This is a genomic window from Rugamonas sp. DEMB1, assembly GCF_029834475.1.
Taxonomy (GTDB): domain Bacteria; phylum Pseudomonadota; class Gammaproteobacteria; order Burkholderiales; family Burkholderiaceae_D; genus Rugamonas; species Rugamonas rubra.
Genome location: NZ_CP122407.1, coordinates 2,215,971 through 2,236,283, shown reverse-complemented (window position 1 = coordinate 2,236,283; position 20,313 = coordinate 2,215,971). Strand labels below are relative to the sequence as shown.

Here is a 20,313-nt window from a genome sequence, read left to right as displayed (position 1 = left end):
ACCGGCCGAACACACCGGCCCGGCCGGGCCGGCCGGCCCGAACCAGGGCGTGGCGCGCCGTCGCCGACGCGCCACGCCGCCTTGGGCTATTTGCCGACCGCCAAATTCGCCTGCACGTTCACGCTTTGCTGCACCAGGGCCGAGATGCCGCTGTTCTGGTTGGCCACCATGATGCCGGCGGCCGACTGGCCGACGCTGCTCATGCTGTTGGACATGTTGAAGGTGCCGGCGTCGACGCTGATGTTGCCGGCCGCCCCGCCCATGCCGCCGGTGCCGGCGCCGCCGGTGCCGGCACCGGCCGTGTTGGTGCCGGCCGAGCCGCCCGCGCCGCCGGTGTTGCCGCCGCCGCCGCCGCCGCCGGCGCCGCCGTCGCCGGCCGTGGCGCTGCCGTTGGTCGGCGCGCCGTTGCTGGCCGTGCCGCCCGTCGCCGCGCCGCCGGCCGCGCCCGCGCCGCCGCTGTTCTGCGCCGTGCCGCTCGAACCGCCGCCGCCGCCGGCCGCGCCGGACGCGCCGGCGCCGCCCGTGCTGCCGCCGGCGCCGCCGGCCGCGCCGGCACCACCGGCGCCGGTGCTGGCCGCCGCGCCGCTGCCGGCGGTGTCGCTGACGCCCGCCCCGGCGCCGCCGGCACCGCTGGTGGCGCTGCCGCCGGCGGCGCCGTTGCCAGCCGTGTTGCCGCCCGCCGCGCCGGCGCCGCCGGCGCCGCCCGAACCGCCACCGGCGCCGTTGCCGCCGGCGCCGGCCGTGGCCACGCCGGAGCTGGAGTTGCTGTCGCCGGCCGTGGCGCTGCCGCCGCCGGCGCCGCCGCTGGTCGCGCCGGACGTCTGCCCGCCCGGCGTGCCGGTTTCCGTCTCGGCCGGGATGATGCCGCTGTTGGCCGCCGAGGCGGCGCCGGTGCCGGCCGCGCCGCCACCCGAGGTGTTGCTGGCGCTGGAGCCGCCGCTGGTCGAGCCGCCGCCGGCCGCGCCGGCACCGCCGGCGCCGGCCAAGCCGCCCACGCCGCCGCCGCCGCCGCTGGCGTTGCCGGTCGCGCCGCCGTTGCCGCCGTTGCTGCCGTTGGCCATGCCGCTGGCGCCGCCGGAACCGCCGGTCGAGCCGCCGGTGTTGCCGCCCGCCCCGCCCGTCGCCGCGCCGGTGTTGCCGCCGCCGCCGCCGCTGCCGCCCGTGCCGGCACCGCCGGCGCCGCCGCTGCCGCCCGCCCCGCCCATGCCGCCGGCGCCGGCGATGCCGCTGCTGGCGCCGGTGGCGGCGCCGCCGGCGCCGCTGTTGCCGCCGGTCGAGCCGCCGACCGAGGGCGCGCCGTTGCTGGCGCTGCCGTTGGTGGCCGTGCCGCCCATGCCACCGCTGGCGCCGGCGCCGCCGCTGGCGCCCGCGCCGGCGCCGCCGGTGGCGCTGGTGGCGCCGCCGGTGCCGGCACCGCCGCTGCCGGTGGCGCCGGCGCCGCCGTTCAGGGCGCCGGTGTTGCTGGCGTTGTTGCCGATGTTGCTCACGGTGTTGCCGCTGACGGTGCCCGACAGCGTGCTGGTGGCGGTGGCCGAGGACGAGGTGAAGGTCGCCGTGGCGCCGTTGTTGGCGGCGATGCCTTGGTCGCTGGCGACGGCGTGGCCGCTGCTGTTGTTGTTATCGTTCTTGTTGCTGCTGTCGTTGTTGCGGTTGCTGCTGCTGTCCTGCAACGAGAGCGAATTGTCGTTGGCATGCGCGCCCATGCCCGACTGCGTCGTGGCGGTGGTCGGCGGCGTGGTGGTCTGCGCAAAGGCGCTGGCACTGAAGGCCAAGGCGATGGCCGTGGCTAGCAAAGTTCTTTTCATAGCTGCTCCTGCTTCCGTGGGTTGAACAAAGGGATGGCTTGCGCCGGGGGGGCCGCACACCCGGTTGTCCCTCCTTCGCAAAGTTGATGCCACCATCCACAAAAGCGCGCTAAGCCATTGAAACTCAACGATATGTCGGCGTCCGCCGGGTCGGCGCGGAGCGCCGTCCGGCGCCGCGCCCAGGCCTTTCGTCACGCCGCTGTGACACGCCAAGCGGGCGCGCCACCCACCGCCACCCCGCCGGCGCACCGTATCGGCCCCGGCGCCGCCCCTGGCCGGGCCGGCGCGGCGGCGCCGAATTACACGTGCGCAAGCTGTAACAGGGATGGGATCGGCGCCGGCCGCGCTCAGGGCTGGCCGGCGCGCGTCGGCGCGCCGATGCCGTGCTTGGCCAGCAGGCGGTACAGTGTCATGCGCGAGACACCCAAGTCGCGCGCCGCCAGCGTGATGTTGCGCCCGGCCCGCAGCAGGCTGGCGTCGATGGCGTCGCGCTCGGCGCGGATGCGGGCCCGGTCGAGCGCGTCGCGGTCGGCCGGCGCGGCGGCCGCGGCCTCGTCCAGGCCGAGGTCGCGCGGCGCGATCAGGCGGCCGTCGGCCATCACCATCGCCCGCCGCACCCGGTTGATCAGCTCGCGCACATTGCCCGGCCAGTCGTGCGCGCGGATCGCCTGCAGGGCCTTGGCGCTGAAACCCTTGACGCGCGGCGCCCGCTCGGCCGCGTAGGTGTGGAAGAAATGCTCGGCCAGCGCCTCCAGGTCGTCGCGCCGCTGGCGTAGCGCCGGCACGTCCAGCGCCAGCACGTTGAGCCGGTAGTACAGGTCCGTCGCGGAAGCTGCCGCGCTCGACCGCCCGCCGCAGGTCGACGTGCGAGGCGGCGATCACCCGCACGTCGACGCTGACGCTCTGCGTCGAGCCGAGCCGGTAGATGGTCTTTTCCTGCAGGAAGCGCAGCAGGTTGGCCTGCAACTCCAGCGGCAGGTCGCCGATCTCGTCGAGGAACAGCGAACCGCCGGCCGCCGCCTCGATCAGGCCGCGCTTGTCGCGCGCCGCGCCGGTGAAGGCGCCGCGCTGGTGGCCGAACAACTCGGACTGGATCAGGCCGGCCGGCATGGCGCCGCAGTTGACCGGCACGAAGGGGCCGCCGGCGCGCGCCGACTGGGCGTGCACCGCCTGCGCCACCAGCTCCTTGCCGCTGCCGCTCTCGCCCCAGATCAGCACCGGCGCGCCGGCCCCCGCCACCTTGGCGATCTGCCGGCGCAGCGTGGCCACGGCCTCGCTGTGACCGGTCAGCGGACTGGACCGCAAAAGCGCAGGCGCGTCCACGCCCGCCTCGGCACGCAGGCTGGCCAGACCGTGGACGTGGCCCAACGTGTGGCGCAAACGCGGCACGTCGACGGGCCGGGTGTGGAAGTCGGCGCAATGGTCGAACACCAGTTGCCGGCTGGCGGGGCTGCGCAGGGCCGTGGCGTCGAGCACGGCGACCCAGTGCTGCCGCCAATGCTCGCGCAGAAACCGCTCGAGTTCGCCGTCGAGCTGGCGCTGCGGCCCGATCAACAGCAGTCCCAGCGCGTAGGGACGTTGGCGCAGCAGGCGACGCGCCTCCGCCAAGCCGGCCGCCCTGCCCACCTCCCAACCCTCGACCACCGCACCGCATTCCTCCCCGAAATTGTCGCCGCCCAAGCTCACACAGAATATTGTTCTTGCTGTCATGCAGCTCCCGATCACGTTGGCCGCCGCATGGACGCGGGCGGCGTGAATGCCATGATCTGTTTGACAAGAAACACGCGAAATGGTTCCGCCCGCCGTCCACGGCGGCGGCAGCTAAAGCTTGCTGGGTCCGGTAGCGCAATATAGAATGCCTGCGCGGATTTTTTGACGAGGTAAATGCCGGCCTGTCAATAGTGATAATAAAACAAAACAAACACCACACCACAGGACAGGGGAAACCATGAGCAAATACCAACTCCAAGCGCAAGCCTGCCGACCTGGGGCCAGCGCGCCGCCTTGCGCGTGCTGGGCCTGTTCGGCTGGCGCCTGCTGTACCGCCCGCTGCCCGGCCCGCGCGGCATCTGCGTGATCTATCCGCACACCTCGAACTGGGACTTCCCCATCGGCCTGGTCGGCAAGTGGGCGCTCAACCTGCCCTTCCGCTGGCTGGCCAAGGACTCGCTGTTCAAGACCCCGCTGGGCGGCTGGTTCCGCAGGATGGGCGGCGAGCCGGTCGAGCGCGGCACGCCCAGCGGCACCATCCGCACCCAGGCGGCGCGCATGAACGCGGCCGACTGGTACTGGGTCGGCATCACCCCCGAGGGCACGCGCGGCTACCGGCCCAACTGGAAGAGCGGCTTCTACCACCTGGCGCTGGAGGCCAAGGTGCCGCTGGTGCTGGTGTACATCGACTACCCCAACAAGACGCTGGGACTGGTCGAGCACGTCCACCTGACGGGCGACCAGGAGCTCGACATGGCCGCCATCCGCGCCGGCTTCGACGGCCACCTCGGCCTGTATCCGGCCAAGGCGGCGCCGATCATCCTGTCCGAGCGGCGCAGCGACGACCGGCCAGGCTGAGCACCGCTCAGACGCCGGCCACCAGCAGCAGGCCGACGGCGGCGATCAGCGCGCCGGACAACTTGCTCACCAGCGCCGGGCTGACCCGGCCCAGCGCCCGCCCCGCCAGAATCTGCAGGGCGCTGGCCGCCAGCAGTCCCATCGCGCTGGCCGCCTGCGGCAGCTCGTGGCCGTGGGCGTTGCCGTGCAGGACGGCGAACAGCCCCACCAGCGCCGCGCCGGCCGGCGCCGGCAGCCGCGCCGCCAACGCGATCAGCACGCCCATCAAGGCCACCGTCAAGGCGATGCCCAGCTCCAGGCCGGGAATCGCCAGCCCCGCCACGCCGCTCAACACGCCCAGCAGCATCATGCCGAGGAAGGTTGGCGGCAGCGCCTGCGCGTTCGGTTGGCGCACGCTCCACATGCCCACCGCCAGCATCGCCAGCAGATGGTCGGCGCCGCTGAACGGATGGGCGAAACCGTCGAGGAAGCCGTGCGCGTGCGGCGCCGTCTCGGGATGCGCCAGCGCCGGCAGGCAGACCAGCGCCAGCGCGCCGCCCAACAGGGTTTTGGAATAGTTCATGCGGCCTCCTTGGCGTTGTGCGCGACCTGCTCCAGCAGGCCTTGTTCGCGGATGAATTCGATCACGCCGGCGACCCCGTCGCCGCTGCGCAGATTGGTGAAGATGAAGGGGCGCTCGCCGCGCATGCGCTTGGCGTCGCGCGCCATCACGTCCAGGTTGGCGCCGACATACGGCGCCAGGTCGGTCTTGTTGATGATCAGCAGATCGGAGCGGGTGATGCCCGGCCCGCCCTTGCGCGGGATCTTCTCGCCGCCGGCCACGTCGATCACGTAGATGGTCAAATCGGACAGCTCCGGGCTGAAGGTGGCGGCCAGGTTGTCGCCGCCCGACTCGATCAGGATCAGGTCGAGCTGCGGGAAGTCGGCCTGCATGCGGGCGATCGCCTCCAGGTTGATCGAGGCGTCCTCGCGGATCGCCGTGTGCGGACAGCCGCCCGTCTCCACCCCCATCAGCCGCTCGGCCGGCAGGGCGCCGGCGCGCAGCAGGATCTCCATGTCCTCCTTGGTGTAGATGTCGTTGGTGATCACGGCCATGTCGTACCGCTCGCGCATGCCCTTGCAGAGCATTTCGCACAGCGCCGTCTTGCCGGAGCCGACCGGGCCGCCGATGCCGACACGCAGCGGGTTGGAGGTGGGGATAGTCATCGTCTTCTCGCAGTCTTCAAAAGGTTTAGGATCGGTAGAGCCGGCTGTACTGCACCTCGTGCTGCATCGACAGCAGCGACAGGCCCGGCGACCAGTTGGACATCTCGTCGTCGGCGACGTTCTGCGCATAGCGCGCCGCCGCCTCCAGCTCGGGCCGCAGCGACAGCAGCAAACGCTGCCCCGCCACCTGCCCCAGCGGCACCGACTTGACGCACACCAGCACCTGGTTCTCGGCCCAGGCGAACAGCATCGCCAGCAGCGCCGCCTCGTGCGGGATGGCCAGCGCGTCGACGGCGCAGGCGAAGGCGGCCGGCAGCGACACCTCGGCCTCGCGCTGCAGCAGCGCCAGCGCCGCCGCGTCCGCCACGCCCAGCTCGGCGATCAGCCGGCTCAGCGAAAAGCCCATCTGTATCGTCTCGGCGCGGAACTCGGCGCTGTCGCGCGAGGCGATGAAGCGCTCGCTCCACTCGGCCACGGCGGCACCGTCGCGCGCGGCGAAGGCGCGCATCAGGCGCCAGCACACCGGCGCCTCCCACTGCGCCACCACCTCGTGCAGATGGCGCACGATCCAGCGCCGCGCGCTGTCGGCGTCCTTCACCATGCCGTTCTCCAGCGCCGCCTCCAGCCCCTGCGAATAGCTGTAGGCGCCGATCGGCAGGGCCGGACTGGCGAACTGCAGCAGGTTCAGCAAGGCGGCGGCCCGCATCACGCCACGTCGCTCGGCCGGTGGATGCGCTGGCGCAGCGGAATCGGCGCCAGCGCATGGTGGCCGCCGCCATCGCCGTGGTCGCCGTGGTGGCCGTGGCCGCCGCCGTATGCGCCCGACTCCGGCTCGAAGCCGGCCGCCTCCTCCTCGACGCGCGCGCCCAGGCCGGCCAGCATCTCCTTGAGCACGGCGTCGGCGCGGATGCGCAGGAAGCCGTCGCCCACCTGCGCTTGCGTGTGGCGGTTGCCCAGATGGAAGGCGCAGCGCAGCAGCGTGTGCGCGTCGGCGCAGCTGACCTTGTAGGTCGGCTCCGGCGCGGCCACCACCTGCACCACGCGCTTGTCCTCGCCGGTCAGCAGGTCGCCGTCGCGCAGCACGGTGCCGCGCACGGTGAACACGGCCACCTCCTCGCCGGTGGACAAGGTGGCGCGCAGGCGGCACTTCTCGCGCAGCTCGTAGGGCAGCACCAGTTGGGCGGCGATGGTGTCGGCGTGGTCGATTTTGGTGTGTAGGGTCAGCATGGGGTTCCTTGTGCTTGGGGACGGTGCGCGTCAGAACAGGAAGTAGCGCTGCGCCATCGGCAGCACGGCGGCCGCCTCGCACACCAGCAGCTCGCCGTCGGCGCGCACCTCGTAGGTTTCGGGATCGACCTCCATCTTCGGCGTGGCGCCGTTGTGGATCATGTCGCACTTGCGCAGCGCGCGCATGTTCTTGGCCACGATCAGCGTCTTGTTCAACTTCAGCTGCTCGCCGATGCCGGCGTCGTAGGCCGCCTGCGAGACGAAGGTGAAGGATTTTTTCAGGCCGCCGCCGAAGGCGCCGAACATCATCCGGTAGTGCACCGGCTGCGGCGTCGGGATCGAGGCGTTCGGGTCGCCCATCTGCGCCGCCGCGATCATCCCGCCCTTCAGGATCATCGACGGCTTGACGCCGAAGAAGGCCGGCTTCCACAGCACGATGTCGGCGATCTTGCCCACCTCGAGCGAGCCGACCGCGTGGGCGATGCCGTGCGTGATGGCCGGGTTGATGGTGTACTTGGCGACGTAGCGCTTGACGCGGAAGTTGTCGTTGCGCGCGCCGTCGGGCGCCAGCGCGCCGCGCTGCACCTTCATCTTGTGCGCCGTCTGCCAGGTGCGCATGATCACCTCGCCAACCCGGCCCATGGCCTGCGAGTCCGACGACATCATCGAGATCGCGCCCAGGTCGTGCAGGATGTCCTCGGCGGCGATGGTCTCGCGGCGGATGCGCGACTCGGCGAAGGCCACGTCCTCGGCGATGGCCGAGTCGAGGTGGTGGCAGACCATCAGCATGTCCAGGTGCTCGTCGAGCGTGTTGACGGTGAACGGCCGGGTCGGATTGGTCGACGACGGCAGCACGTTGGCCTGGCCGACGGCGGCGATGATGTCCGGCGCGTGGCCGCCGCCCGCCCCCTCGGTGTGGAAGGTGTGGATGGTGCGGTCCTTGAAGGCGGCCAGCGTGTGCTCCAGGAAGCCGCCCTCGTTGAGCGTGTCGCTGTGGATCGCCACCTGCACGTCCATCCGGTCGGCCACCGACAGGCAGTTGTCGATAGCGGCCGGCGTGCTGCCCCAGTCCTCGTGCAGCTTGAGGCCGATGGCGCCGGCGCGCACCTGCTCCTCCAGCGGCGCCGGCAGGCTGACGTTGCCCTTGCCGAGGAAGCCCAGGTTCATCGGGAAGGCGTCGGCCGCGCCCAGCATGGCGTGCAGGTGCCACGGCCCCGGCGTGCAGGTGGTGGCCGAGGTGCCGGCCGCCGGCCCGGTGCCGCCGCCTATCATCGTCGTCACGCCGCTCATCAAGGCCTCCTCGATCTGCTGCGGGCAGATGAAGTGGATGTGCGTGTCGACCCCGCCGGCGGTGACGATCAGGCCCTCGCCGGCGATGATCTCGGTGGCCGCGCCGATCGACATCGTCACGTTCGGCTGGATGTCCGGATTGCCGGCCTTGCCGATCGCCGCGATCAGGCCGTTCTTCAGGCCGATGTCGGCCTTGACGATGCCCCAGTGGTCGAGGATCACCGCGTTGGTGATCACCGTGTCCATCACCTCGGCGTGGACGCGCTGCGACTGGCCCATGCCGTCGCGGATCACCTTGCCGCCGCCGAATTTGACCTCCTCGCCGTAGGTGGCGAAGTCGCGCTCGATCTCGATGAACAGCTCGGTGTCGGCCAGGCGGATGCGGTCGCCCGTGGTCGGGCCGAACATCTCGGCGTAGGCGGAGCGGGAAATGGTCGCCATGTCAGCCCTTGGGTGGAGTCGCTTGCAGCGCGCCCATGACGGCGCCGTTGAAGCCGTAGATCTTCTTCTCGCCGGCCACCTTGACCAGCTCCACCGTGCGCTTCTGGCCCGGCTCGAAGCGCACGGCGGTGCCCGCCGCGATGTTCAAGCGCATGCCGTAGGCGCGCCAGCGCTCGAAGCTCAGCGCCGGATTGACCTCGAAAAAGTGGAAGTGCGAGCCGACCTGGATCGGCCGGTCGCCCCGGTTCTCCACCGTGACGCTGCCGACCTCACGGCCCGTGTTCAGGCCGATTTCGCCCTCTTCAAGAATGAATTCACCTGGGATCATGATGTGCTCCGTAAGAACAATGTCTGGTAATGGTTGGTGTTCGAAGACCCGTCGCCTTGTGGGCGGCGGGACGAATGCGGCGGGCCGGGCCGCCTTTGGATAAGGGTGGCAACGGCCGGCGGCATGGAGTGGAATGGCGACATGGCGGCGGCTCAGGGGATCGGATGGTGGACGGTCACCAGCTTGCTGCCGTCCGGGAAGGTGGCCTCGACCTGGATATCCGGGATCATCTCGGCGATGCCGTCCATGACGTCGGCGCGGGTCAGGATCTTAGCGCCGTCCGACATCAACTCGGCCACCGTCTTGCCGTCGCGCGCGCCCTCCATGATGGCCGCGCTGATCAGCGCCACTGCCTCCGGATAGTTCAGCTTGAGGCCGCGCGCCAGCCGGCGCTCGGCCAGCAGGCCGGCGGTGAAGATCAGCAGCTTGTCTTTTTCTCTTGGGGTCAGGTCCATGGGGATTCCAATTCAGGTTTGCCAAATGCGCGGCACCACCGCCACGCGGTCCAGCAGATGCGGGCGCAAACGGCGCCACACGGCGAGCATGAGGTGGCGCGCGAGCTCGCTGTCGTCGCCCAAGTGGCGCGCCACCAGCACGCCCTTGGCCTGGCTGACGCCGACCTTCGCCGCGCCAGAGGGTGTGGCAACGGCGGCCAGGTCGGCGCGCAGCTCGTCCAACACCGAGGCGGGCAGCGGCTTGCCGACCGCGACCAAGGTGGCGCAAACGGAGGCGCCCTGCAGCCCCAGCGGACTATCCAGCCGGCCGCCCAGCAGCACGCCCTGCTCCCACCAGATCAATTTTCCGGCGCGCTGGATCTGGCTGCGCTGGCTGACACGCCCCGCGCTAAACGACTCGCCGGAGGCGCGCCGCCCCATGCACAGGATCTCGCAGCCGATGTAGCTGGCGTCCGCCGCCAGCACCACATGCTGCTCCAGCGCGACGTCGGCGTGGTCGAAGAAGATGGTCTCCTGCGGCAGCCACTCCAGCGACGCGCCGGCGCCGACCTCCAACCGCACGTCCTGGCGCGAGCGCTTGCCGTTGGCCTTGTACCACTTGGCCGCGCCCGGCGTGGTGAGCAGCGCGCGCGCCTGCGCGCCGACCTCGGCGCGGATCGCCAACTGGTCGCCGCCGACCACGCCGCCGGGCGGATGGACCACGATGGCGTGGCACACCGCCCCGCCCTCCGGATACAGCGCCTTCTGCACGCGCAGCGGCCCGACGTGGCGCTTGTCAACCAGCCGCGTGGTGCCGCCGTCGTCGGCGAAACGCAGCGCGAGGCTGGCCTGCCAGGCGCTGGGGCTGACGGTTGGTTCTCGGCTGGACAGGCAATCGGGCATGGTGGCTTTGCAATAGGTAACGCTACCTATTGACATGAGCAAGATGCGTGCCAGTCGTAGTATTGAATTAGACGGTCGAGTTTTAAGGAATCTGCACCAATCCGAGTTGCGCGCACTGAAATGGTGCGCGCACTCTGCCATAGGCATTCCAGGTCTGAGCCAATTTCACGGTGATGGATTCGCTACTTCTGCCTCTCATAGCGCTGGTCTGCGGAATACAAACCTGTGCTGTCGAACGTCATCGTCTCGTTGAACGCGGTAGCGGGCGCCTTGTCGGGCAGTAGCAACGCCAGCGTAAGCGACTTCAGCCGTGGCAAATCCGGCAATGCGACCTCCGCCGCGAGCACCGTCCCCATTTGCGGAAACCATAGCGCCGCCAACGTGGGTTTGCCATCGGGAATGACTTCGAAGTCTCGATTGCCGGCAATCCGCAGGAAACTCAGTTTGTCGGCATCGATCTGCAGCGCTAGCCGAATGTCGTCTAGCAGCCTGATCCTGCCGATATCCACTCTGACCGTAATGACTTGGCCGAGGTCGGGACCGTCGGCGTACTGCGTCTGGCTCTGCACTTTGAACCAGGTGAACGGCGCCGGCGTATCTGAGCTAAACACAACCTTGTCCCCGGAGACGTGCCAGCTTCCTTCCGCATACTTGTCTGTCGCGCCATAGCTAGCGGCCCACTTGAAGCGGCCATCCGCCTTGAGCTGCAGACCGATCGCCGCCTCCCGCCCCCCTTCCTTTTGGTAGCTGCCCACCAACGACATGGGGTGGGCCCGCGTTGGATCTGTCGGCGTAGTGCTCGGCATCACGCCCTGCGCGGGCGCCTCCAGTGCCGAGAGCAGGTCTTGCAACGCCGGCTCGCTGCGGGCGCGCAGGACGGCGGAGTGCAAACCGGCATCGGTATAGTCCGCGCTTGCCATACCCTGTTGACGCAACTGGCGCACGCGCGCGGGCAACAAGGCCCTGCGCGGCCCCGTCGCGGCAAACGGATCGGCCAACACATTCTTCGCCAGCGCGGCCAACGGCATTGGAGTTTTTGCATCAGACTCCTGACCTGGGCACGCCGCCAACGACGCGACGCCTAGCGCCAGCAATTTCTGCCACCGCCCTTCGTCCAGATGCATCATTGCATTGAGCAAGGGCGGTCGCCACTCATCCGGATATGCCGTCATACACAATGCGCCGATCCGCGTTCCTGTCGTGTTCAACACGAATTCGATAACCTCCGGCTGCATCGAATCGACGGCGGGCTGGTTCAAGGTCGCGTCGATGACCACACCGCGCGCCTGTAGCAGCTTAAGCCCATCGACATTGCCGCGAAAGACTAACCTTCCAAGCAACTTATGTTCCGCATCGCCCAGTGCCGACCCTGTGCCGCGCAGGGAGAACAAGCGATCCAGGACAGGCAAATAGCCATGATCGACGGCCAATCCGATCGCCTCGACGAGTTTGCGCCGCTGGTCCGGTGTCTCGCCGGTACGTGCAGGGGTCATGATCGACCAATTCTTGCCAACGCCGGCATCCAGCATATCCCGCGCCAACTTGACATCGCCATTCCGTAGAACCTCGACCAGACTATCAAAACTTAGCTTACCAAGTGAAAAGCCAGCCGCGACCAACTTGGCGAGTTTCACCGGCTCAGGCGTGACATGCCGAGTGCCGACGATGTCGTTGAGCGGCGTCAGCTCGGCGGTGTCGCTGGCGCGAATCTTCTGCGGCGTGAGCGTCTTGAACATCGCGTCGAAGCACTCGTCGAGAAGGCGGAGCTCACCTGCGGGGATGCTGGCGCTCTCGGCGTCGCGTCGAGCAAGCAGTTGGGAATTTGCCGCTGCGGCGAGCGCCGTCGTTCCTTTGGCTGAGATCGCGGATGCGATTGTCGACGAGACCGCGAGAGGCGACGCGCCTGCCGCCAGCAGCTTCCTCACCAAGTCCGGCCGCCGCAAGATCAAGGCGTCGATCAAGGCGTCGGCCGCCGGGTCGCCGGCGACCATCGCGACGTATCCTGCGGCGCCCCGCGGGCTTTCTTTCTGTGGGGAATTGCGCACGCCACCCATGGCGATGGCGTGCTCAATCAGCCCGCTATCTCCCGTTGCGACAACATGGGAAAGCAGTGATGGACCGAATGAGCGCTGCCTATGCTGTGAATGCAAGTCCGGCAAATAGTGTACAAACTCACCACGCACCTCGTCACGCCAGTCGATGTCAGCGCGAACCAGAAGCTTGAAAATCGGCGCGCGCTGTCTCTTGAATGGCGTGTCAATCGCGAAAGCCGCTGCCTCGCTCCAGGCGTCGCGCTGTTTGGCGCGGCCGTTGGCATCCTTGCCGTCGTAATATCGAGGCAGTCGCTGCTTTAACCAAGCCACGGCCGCAGCGTTCCCGCTGTAGGCGGCGCGGCCGAGAAGGTTCTCCGTCGAATCAGGCGCCGGCGGTCGCCCGCCCAAGCGCAGAAAGGTGTCCAGCACGGCACTCCCTTCCGTCATTTCCACCAGCTGGCCCCAGAGCAATCGTTCCATCGAGGCGGCGGTGAGTAGTGGACTTTGCGCGTCGGCTCGCGCACCCGGCGCTGGCGCGGTCTGCCCGTCTTGGCCTCGCACAGGCTCCGCAAGATACGGGCGCTTAGCTCCCGCCTTAACAAGGGCCAACAGCATTTTTGTCCGATCTGCCCGCGAAACAAGATCGGGAAGATTGGGCGCCTGCACATACCGGCTGCTGCGCAAGGCGCACTCCACCGCCGGCAAGCCGTAAGAGCCGTCCAGTTGTTTAGGGTCGGCGCCGGCATGCAAGAGCATCTCGACCATCTCGGGCGTACCAAACAGCGTGGCGAGATGCAAAGCCGGCAGCCGCGCCGACCTCGTAAGATCCGCTGGCCTGGCGCCATGTTTGAGCGCCAATGCCAGCATGCGGACGCGTCTTGGCATGCTGACGCGGTGCTGGTCGATGAGGCGAACACGACGCTCCGCGACTCTCTCCGCGTATCTGGGCGTTCCGTCCGGATAAATCTCCGGCCCGGGATCTTGCGGGCGCAACAACGCAGATAACAGCGTTTCATCACCGACGAGGTACTCATTGATACCAGGTACCTTCGCCAGTAGGGTCGCGAAAGCACCCTCGTCAAGACTGCGAGCCGCGTTAAACAGCCCGACAACATCCGGTGTGGGAGGCAAGCTATCTTCCCGATACGGGACACACGAGCCGCAAGACGATCGCCGCGCAACGGCGGCGCCATCTACATTGGCAACAGCAACGGCAATACCGGCCGTAGAGATATTTTCCCCCGGTCGAACTGTTGTTGGCATTGTGGCTGTGGCTGCTGTTGCCCAGTTTTTTACTGGCGCGCTCAGACAGAGGACGGCAACGGCTCCCATAGCAACGAGGAGGCTGCGAGTTGTGGTGGAACCCATGTATATCGCCAAAATATACCTCCTTGGGAAACGTGGATGAAAATCGCCGCAGGTCGATCTTCGGAAGATATCACCCGTTTCAGGAGACGACCTGATCCGACTCATTGATCGGTGTCGCGGCGAGGACAAGGAGCCACCAGACAACGTTTCGTTGATAAATCGCATACCTTGAGCGACATTCAAGTCCTTTAATGCCGCACAAACGTATAGCTCGTCCGCCGATTACGATAATGATTAGGCAGTCACCACGTCACGGTCGCTCGCTGTTGCAGGCGTGCTGGATCCGCAGTTCAATCGCCCCAGCCCGAATCGGAAACAACCCGGCATTACTTGAACAGGAGCCGAACATGAAACCCAGCCACCTCCCGCTGCTCGCCGCCTTCGCCCTGCCCAGCGCCTTCGCCGACAACAGCGACTGCCGCCAGTCGTGGATGCCGACCGACGCCCCCGCCTTCTGCCCCTTCGAGACCGAGCCGCAGCTGCCCGAGCCGCGCACCTACCTCGCCGCGACCTTGGCCAACAAGCAGATCTACGTCGCCGGCGGCTACCAGTTCGACGCCAGCAGCGGCGTCGTCACCTACTACGACAGCGTGCGCCGCTCCACCATCGGCGCCAACGGCCGCCTCGGGCCGTGGACGGCCGAACCGTCGTTCCAGAACGCGCGCGCCGGCGCCGCCACCACCCGCGCCGGCGGCTGCCTGTTCCTGGCCGGCGGCAGCTCGTCCACGCCGACCTCGCTCACCTACTACGACGACGTGCAGTACGCCCGCATCCAGGCCGACGGCCACCTGTCCGCCTGGACCACCAGCGCCGGCCATTTGAAGACGCCGCGTTCCAACCACAGCCTGGTGGCCATTCACACCGACCAGGGCGGCTACCTGTACGCGGTCGCCGGCGTCACGCAGATCGGCGCCGACACCGTCCACCTCGACACCGTCGAAGTGGCGAAACTGAACAACAACTGCCAGCTCGGTCCCTGGCAAATCGCCAACTTCCACCTCAAGGGCGGCCGCAGCAGCCCGCAGGCGCTGGCCGTGCACAAGAACATCGTGGTGCTCGGCGGCTGGGGCGATTTGGACCTGTACGACGTGTTCGACGACGTCCAGGTCGCCATGCCGCGCCCCGACGGCACGCTCAAGCCCTGGCAAAGCTCGGCGGCGCGCCTGACCTCCGGCCTGTACGGCCACGCCAGCGTGTTCGCGCCGGCGCCGTCGATGCCCAACTCCTCGCTGCTCTTCACCGTCGGCGGCCAGCCCGGCACCGGCGCCTACGCCAACTGGATCAACTTCACCTACCTGCACCGCAACGAGGGGCCTGCCGGACGCGCTGGGCCGCTGGCGCATCACGCCCACCGGCAAGCTGCCCACCGGCCGCGCCGGGCTGGCGGCGGTGGAGGAGGACGGCCGCCTGTACGTCATCGGCGGCAGCGACGCGGCGGGCCAGTTCTACCGCGACGTCATCTCCGCGCGCTTCGACGCCGGCAAACCTTAGCCAGCGATGGCAGGCCCGCCAAGCGCGCGCGAACGACGGCGAAGGCGTGGCGGATGGGCGATCGCTAGCCACGGCCGATCACAGCACACCCACAAACGCAAACAACTTGCGTTGAAGCTTGACGCGCGGGCCGCCGTGGTAACATGGCGGGGCTTCCCACCCGATTCGACCGAGACACTATGCAGCCCTCCATCGCCAGCCAAGCCGAAGAAAAGATCCGCGCCACCGGTGCGCGCGTGACCCGGCAGCGCGTCATCGTGCTGGCCTTCCTGCTGGGCCGGGGCGGCTCGTTGACCCACCACGAGATCCTCGACCAGCTGGCCGGGGAGGCGCTCGACCCGGTCACCTTGTACCGCGTGCTGGAATGGCTGACCGAGAACGAACTGGTGCACCGCATCGCCGGCGCCGACCAGGTCTGGCGCTTCAGCGCAGGCGCCGGCCACCACGCGCACGAGCACGCCCACTTCCAATGCACCAAGTGCGACGTGGTGACCTGCTTCACCGACGTGCCGCTGCCGCGCAAGATCAAGCTGCCGGCCGGCTTCCAGACGCAGGAAGTCGATTTCCTCATCAAGGGCACCTGCCCGAACTGCGTCAAGCCCGGCTGAGCGCCGCGCGCGCGCCCTCCCTTCCCCCGCAGCCAAGCAGCCAAGCAAAGCACAGCCGCCAGCCGCCAGTCGAACAAATCTAATGCAACTATCTTGCATTAGAAGCGAGGCGACGTTATGATGCAACTCGATTGCAATAACAACGCGCCCCGCCGCGCATCCACCTGTGAGCCCCGCCATGCCCAAATCCGATCCGCGCCTGCCCGTCACCGTCCTCTCCGGCTTTCTTGGCGCCGGCAAGACCAGCCTGCTCAACCACGTGCTGGCCAACCGCGAGGGCATGCGCGTGGCCGTCATCGTCAACGACATGAGCGAGGTCAACATCGACGCCTCGCTGCTGCGCAAGGGCGCGGAGAACGCCGGCGCCGCCCTGTCGCGCACCGAGGAGAAGCTGGTCGAGATGAGCAACGGCTGCATCTGCTGCACACTGCGCGAAGACCTGCTGGAGGAGGTGCGCAAGCTGGCGGCGGAGCAGCGCTTCGACTACCTGCTGATCGAATCGACCGGCATCGGCGAACCGATGCCGGTGGCCGCCACCTTCGACTTCGCCGACGAGCACGGCGACTCGCTCAACGACGTCGCCCGCATCGACACCATGGTCACCGTGGTCGACGCCCTCAACCTGCTCGACGACTACCACAGCGCCGACTTCCTGGCGCAGCGCGGCGCCACCGCCGGCGAGGGCGACGAGCGCAGCCTGGCCGCCCTGCTGTGCGAGCAGATCGAGTTCGCCGACGTCGTCGTGGTCAGCAAGACCGACCTGGTCACCGTCGCCCAGCTGGCCGACGTGAAGGCCGTCATCCGCGCGCTGAACCCGACGGCGGAGCTGGTCTACGCCCGGCGCGGCCAAGTCCCGCTACAGAAGATCCTCGGCACCGGCAAATTCGACCTGGAGAAGGCCAGCGCCATGGCCGGCTGGGCGCGCGAGCTGGCCGGCATCCACACGCCGGAGACCGAGGAATACGGCATCGCCAACTTCGTGCTGCGCAGCCGCCTGCCGCTGCACCCGCAGCGCTTCGACGGCTTCCTCGACCAGCCCTTCGCCGGCCTGATCCGCGCCAAGGGCTACGTCTGGCTGGCCAGCCGACCCGACTGGGCGGTCGCCTACTCGCGCGCCGGCAAGGTCGCCTCGGCCGAGCCGGTCGGCCACTGGTGGGCCGCCAGCGACCGGCGCAACTGGCCGGCCGAGGGCCACGCCGACCGCCGCGAGATCGAGGCGATCTGGCAGGAGCCCTACGGCGACAGGGTCAACGAGCTGGTGTTCATCGGCCAGGCGATGGACCGCGCCGCCATCGAGCGCGCCTTCCACGCCTGCCTGCTGACCGAGCGGGAACTGGCCGCCGGCCCCACGGCGTGGGCGCGGCTGGCCGATCCCTTCCCGCAGTGGGATCGCGCAGAGGCCGACACGGCCGAGATCGGCTAAACATCCCGCAAGGCGGCGCGGCGGCTCCGCCGGCGCGGCAAGCGGGCGATGCGGCGCCGGCCGGCGGTGCAGTGCCGCAAATCCCCCCCGGGCCGCCGCGCTTGTTGTACAGTCTTAGACTTTTGAGCCGATGACATTCCCGCACAAGATCGCCTCGTTCGCGCTGGCCGCCCTGCTGGCCGCCGCTGCCGCCGCCCAAGCGGCGGCGGCGACGGCGCCGCCGCAGAAACAGCTGTTCCAGATGACGCCGGCCGAAGCCGGCGCCTACATCACCCGGATGCGGCTGGCCGAACCGGACCTGCGCAAGCGCATCGCCGCCATCGGCCGGCGCAACCTCGGCCAGCCCTACGCCTTGAACCTGCTGGGCGAGTTCCCCTACCAGATCCACGACGCGCTGCCCCTGTTCAGCCTGGCGCAAAGCGACTGCGTGGTGTTCGCCGAACACACGTATGCGATGGCGCTGTCGCGCAACTGGGAGGAGTTTTTCTGGATGCTGCAGCGCATCCGCTACAAGGACGGCGTGATCGGCGTCGCCAGCCGCAACCACTACACCGAGCAGGACTGGAACCAAAACAACGCCTGGCTGCTCACCGACGTGTCGCGCCAACTGGCCGGCGACTTCGCCGCCTCCTACCAGTTGACGGTGGACCGCCAGCGCTTCCTGCGCACCCAGCACCACACCGAGGTCAGCCTGCCGGTGCAAGTCAGCACCGAATACTACGTGCCGAAGGAGCGCGTCGACGGCGTGCTCGCCCAGCTCGAACAGGGCGACATGGTCAACGTTGTCTCGCTACGCGACGGCGCCTACCTGACCACCCACGTCGGCCTGATCGTCACGGCGTCCGACGGCAAGCGCATGTTCCTCAACTCGGCCGAGCCGCAGGTGCGCGAGGAGAGCTTCGAGCAGTTCGCCGCCCGCGCCGCCGAGCGCGAACAGCAGAACGCGCGCGCCGGCAGGAACGGGCGCAAGCTGGCCGGCTTCAAATTCCTCCGCTTGAACGACGCCATCGTCGTGCCGCCGGCGCTGCCCCAGCCGCGCCCCTGAGGCGGCGCCCCGGCCCGGAGAGGAACGCCGCCACCGCGCGCGCTCGCACCGCGCCGCCGGGCCGCCCCCGGCCGGCGCCCCTCGGCGTCAGCCCAGCTTGGCGTGCAGGAAGTCGACCGTGCGCTGCCAGGCCAGCTTGGCGGCGGCGGCGTCGAAGCGCGGCGTGGTGTCGTTGTTGAAGCCGTGCTCGACGCCCGGATAGACGAAGTACTGGTAGGCCACGCCGGCCTCCTTCAAGGCCTTCTCGTAGGCCGGCCAGCCGGCGCGGATGCGCTCGTCGTTGCCGGCGTCGTGGATCAGCAGCGGCGCCTTGATGCGCGCCGCGTCGGCCGGCGCCGGCTGGGCGCCGTAGAACGGCACCGCCGCCGCCAACCCGGGCAGCTCGGTGGCCAGGTAGTTGGCGATGCCGCCGCCGTAGCAAAAGCCGACCACGCCGACCTTGCCGCTGCCCTCGGGCAGCTTCTCCAGCAGGTGCGCGGCGGCGACGAAATCGCCGCGCGTCTTGTTGTTGTCGAGCTTGCCGAACAGCGCGCGCGCCTTGTCCTCGTCGCCCGGATAGCCGCCCAGCGGGAACAGCGCGTCCGGCGCGAAGGCGATGAAGCCGTCCAGCGCCAGCCGGCGCGCGATGTCCTCGATGTGCGGATTCAGGCCGCGATTCTCGTGCGCCACCAGCACCAGCGGCAGCTTGCCCTTGGCCTTGGCCGGCTCGACCAGGTAGCCGCGCGCCGTGCCGTTGCCCAGCGGCGAGGGATACTCGACGAAGCGCGCCTTGACGCGGCTGTCGGCCGCGTCGACGATGGGCGCCGCGAAGCTCGGGCTGAGCGCGCCGAGCAGGCCGGCGGCCGTCGCCCCGCCCACCGCGTACTGCCCCGCCGAGGCGAGGAAGCCGCGCCGCGACAGGCGGCCGTGGACGTAGTGGTCGAATAGCTTCAACACCTCGGGATCGAAATCGGCGGCGGTCTGGCGTGGTGGCATGGGGAAAATCCTTTCGTCAATTCATCAATGAAGTGGGCGGCGCGCCTGCCAGTGTAGCCTCACTCCTGCAGCAACACCACCACCCCGGCGCTGATCGACTTGGCCACCGCCAACGCGTCCCAATTGGTCAGGCGGATGCAGCCGTGCGACTGGGTCTTGCCGATGTTGGCCGGCTCCGGCGTGCCGTGGATGCCGTAGTGGCGCTTGCTCAGCTCTATCCACACCACGCCGACCGGGTTGTTCGGCCCGGCCTCGATCTTGGCCGCCAGGTCGCCCGGCTTGGCGTCCCAGAACAGCTTGGGGTTGTACTGGTAGACCGGGCGCATGGCCACCGCCCTCACCTGCCACTGGCCGGAGGGCAAGGGATCGTGGGCGCTGCCGGTGCTGGCGGGGAACTGGGCGAACGGCGTGCCGCTGGCGTCGAGCAGGGTCAGCGTGCCCTCGACGCTGTCGACCAGGATCTTGGCCGCCTTCGGCAAGGGCGCGGCGGCGGCCACGTTGGGCACCAGGATCTCCTCGCCGACCCGGCTCAGCGTCTTGCCGGGGTTCAGCCGCCGCAGCAGGGCCGGGCTGCAATGGAAGCGCTCGCCCAGCGCCTCGAGCAGGCTGCCGTAGCCCAGCGCGCTCAGCTTGCTCTTGGCCGCCATGCCGGCCGGCACCGGCACATACGGCCCGGCGACGTCCTGCGCGCTCAGCACGTAGCTGGCCAGGATCGGCGCCTGGTCGGCCGCCAGCAGCGCCCAGGTGGCGGCGTCGACCACGCCGCTCAGCGGCAGTTGCTTGAGCTTCTGGAAGCCGATGATGGCCTGGCGCAGGTTGCTGCCGAAGGCGGCGTCGATCTCGCCGGAGGCGTAGTGGGCGCGGTCGAGCAGCACCTGGGCGCGCAGCACGTGCGCGCCCTTGGCCTTGGGCAGCACGGGGGCGGAGAGTTGGGCGGCGCTCAGGCCGTTGAAGGTCAGCGGCGAGTTGTCGGCCGCAGCCGGCGACGGGGACGGCGACTGGGACGGGGAGGCCAGAACCTGGCCGGAAAGGACGGCGGCGAGCGCCATGCCGCGTAACAATGAAAAGGAATTCAAACAAATGCTCTAGTTGGTTTCAGGGACAGAAACTGCAAGCGCATTCTAGCCTTTGGCACGCCGAACGGCGGGTTTTAATCGTGCGCGGGGGC

Annotated in this window: 18 protein-coding genes and 1 pseudogene; 5 read left to right on the top strand and 14 right to left on the bottom strand. The window is 69.0% G+C overall.

All coding sequences use genetic code 11. The features are described from left to right. Positions 1-86: 86 nt before the first annotated feature. From QC826_RS10285 to QC826_RS10275, 3 genes and pseudogenes are all read right to left on the bottom strand, one after another. Positions 87-1,805 (bottom strand): hypothetical protein, encoded by a 1,719-nt coding sequence (locus tag QC826_RS10285; protein ID WP_279766440.1) that lies wholly within the window; start codon positions 1,803-1,805, stop codon positions 87-89. Between the two features lie 347 nt (positions 1,806-2,152). After that, positions 2,153-2,605 carry a helix-turn-helix domain-containing protein gene (locus QC826_RS10280; RefSeq protein WP_279766439.1) on the bottom strand — a complete coding sequence of 151 codons (453 nt, stop codon included), beginning with the start codon at positions 2,603-2,605 and terminating at the stop codon, positions 2,153-2,155. 82 nt (positions 2,606-2,687) lie between these two features. Then, positions 2,688-3,515: pseudogene (locus QC826_RS10275) on the bottom strand (sigma 54-interacting transcriptional regulator); the annotation flags it as partial. A gap of 300 nt (positions 3,516-3,815) precedes the next feature. Here QC826_RS10275 and QC826_RS10270 point away from each other — a divergent pair. Then, complete coding sequence (locus QC826_RS10270) at positions 3,816-4,373, top strand: 1-acyl-sn-glycerol-3-phosphate acyltransferase (protein WP_313872873.1); 558 nt, start codon at positions 3,816-3,818, stop codon at positions 4,371-4,373. 7 nt (positions 4,374-4,380) lie between these two features. Here QC826_RS10270 and QC826_RS10265 read toward each other — a convergent pair whose 3' ends face one another. The 9 genes from QC826_RS10265 to QC826_RS10225 form a co-directional block, all read right to left on the bottom strand. After that, positions 4,381-4,935, bottom strand: a complete 555-nt coding sequence (locus QC826_RS10265) for a HupE/UreJ family protein (protein WP_279765510.1) — start codon at positions 4,933-4,935, stop codon at positions 4,381-4,383. Continuing rightward, a complete protein-coding gene (ureG, locus tag QC826_RS10260; RefSeq protein WP_279765509.1) occupies positions 4,932-5,579 on the bottom strand; it encodes an urease accessory protein UreG in 648 nt (215 codons plus the stop codon). Before ureG ends, QC826_RS10265 begins: the two co-directional genes overlap by 4 nt. 25 nt (positions 5,580-5,604) lie before the next feature. Next, complete coding sequence (locus QC826_RS10255; RefSeq protein ID WP_279766438.1) at positions 5,605-6,285, bottom strand: urease accessory protein UreF; 681 nt, start codon at positions 6,283-6,285, stop codon at positions 5,605-5,607. Continuing rightward, on the bottom strand, positions 6,285-6,806 hold the full coding sequence (ureE, locus tag QC826_RS10250; RefSeq protein WP_279765508.1) for an urease accessory protein UreE: 522 nt from the start codon (positions 6,804-6,806) through the stop codon (positions 6,285-6,287). The genes QC826_RS10255 and ureE overlap by 1 nt, the downstream gene beginning before the upstream one ends. 30 nt (positions 6,807-6,836) lie before the next feature. Beyond that, positions 6,837-8,537, bottom strand: coding sequence for an urease subunit alpha (gene ureC, locus QC826_RS10245; RefSeq protein WP_279765506.1), 1,701 nt, complete (start codon positions 8,535-8,537; stop codon positions 6,837-6,839). A gap of 1 nt (position 8,538) precedes the next feature. Then, positions 8,539-8,865, bottom strand: a complete 327-nt coding sequence (locus QC826_RS10240; protein ID WP_279765505.1) for an urease subunit beta — start codon at positions 8,863-8,865, stop codon at positions 8,539-8,541. Between the two features lie 152 nt (positions 8,866-9,017). Then, on the bottom strand, positions 9,018-9,320 hold the full coding sequence (locus tag QC826_RS10235; RefSeq protein WP_093389809.1) for an urease subunit gamma: 303 nt from the start codon (positions 9,318-9,320) through the stop codon (positions 9,018-9,020). 12 nt (positions 9,321-9,332) lie between these two features. Beyond that, positions 9,333-10,202, bottom strand: a complete 870-nt coding sequence (locus tag QC826_RS10230) for an urease accessory protein UreD (RefSeq protein ID WP_279765504.1) — start codon at positions 10,200-10,202, stop codon at positions 9,333-9,335. A gap of 182 nt (positions 10,203-10,384) precedes the next feature. Then, the gene (locus tag QC826_RS10225; RefSeq protein ID WP_279765503.1) at positions 10,385-13,366 is read right to left on the bottom strand and encodes an ankyrin repeat domain-containing protein; all 2,982 of its coding nucleotides are present in this window, start codon (positions 13,364-13,366) and stop codon (positions 10,385-10,387) included. Between the two features lie 584 nt (positions 13,367-13,950). Here QC826_RS10225 and QC826_RS10220 point away from each other — a divergent pair. From QC826_RS10220 to QC826_RS10205, 4 genes are all read left to right on the top strand, one after another. Beyond that, positions 13,951-15,162, top strand: a complete 1,212-nt coding sequence (locus QC826_RS10220; RefSeq protein ID WP_279765502.1) for a hypothetical protein — start codon at positions 13,951-13,953, stop codon at positions 15,160-15,162. Between the two features lie 111 nt (positions 15,163-15,273). After that, positions 15,274-15,702 (top strand): Fur family transcriptional regulator, encoded by a 429-nt coding sequence (locus QC826_RS10215; RefSeq protein WP_093389806.1) that lies wholly within the window; start codon positions 15,274-15,276, stop codon positions 15,700-15,702. A 178-nt stretch (positions 15,703-15,880) separates the two neighbouring features. Next, positions 15,881-17,125 carry a GTP-binding protein gene (locus tag QC826_RS10210; RefSeq protein ID WP_279765501.1) on the top strand — a complete coding sequence of 415 codons (1,245 nt, stop codon included), beginning with the start codon at positions 15,881-15,883 and terminating at the stop codon, positions 17,123-17,125. 130 nt (positions 17,126-17,255) lie between these two features. Then, entirely contained in the window at positions 17,256-18,170 is a 915-nt protein-coding gene (locus QC826_RS10205) for an N-acetylmuramoyl-L-alanine amidase-like domain-containing protein (protein ID WP_279765500.1), read from the top strand. A gap of 87 nt (positions 18,171-18,257) precedes the next feature. Here the strand turns inward: QC826_RS10205 and QC826_RS10200 are convergent, their stop codons facing one another. Beyond that, positions 18,258-19,145: a dienelactone hydrolase family protein gene (locus tag QC826_RS10200; protein ID WP_279765499.1), complete on the bottom strand. Its 888-nt coding sequence runs from the start codon at positions 19,143-19,145 to the stop codon at positions 18,258-18,260. A gap of 59 nt (positions 19,146-19,204) precedes the next feature. Beyond that, positions 19,205-20,221, bottom strand: coding sequence for a L,D-transpeptidase (locus tag QC826_RS10195; protein WP_279765498.1), 1,017 nt, complete (start codon positions 20,219-20,221; stop codon positions 19,205-19,207). Positions 20,222-20,313: the final 92 nt, after the last annotated feature.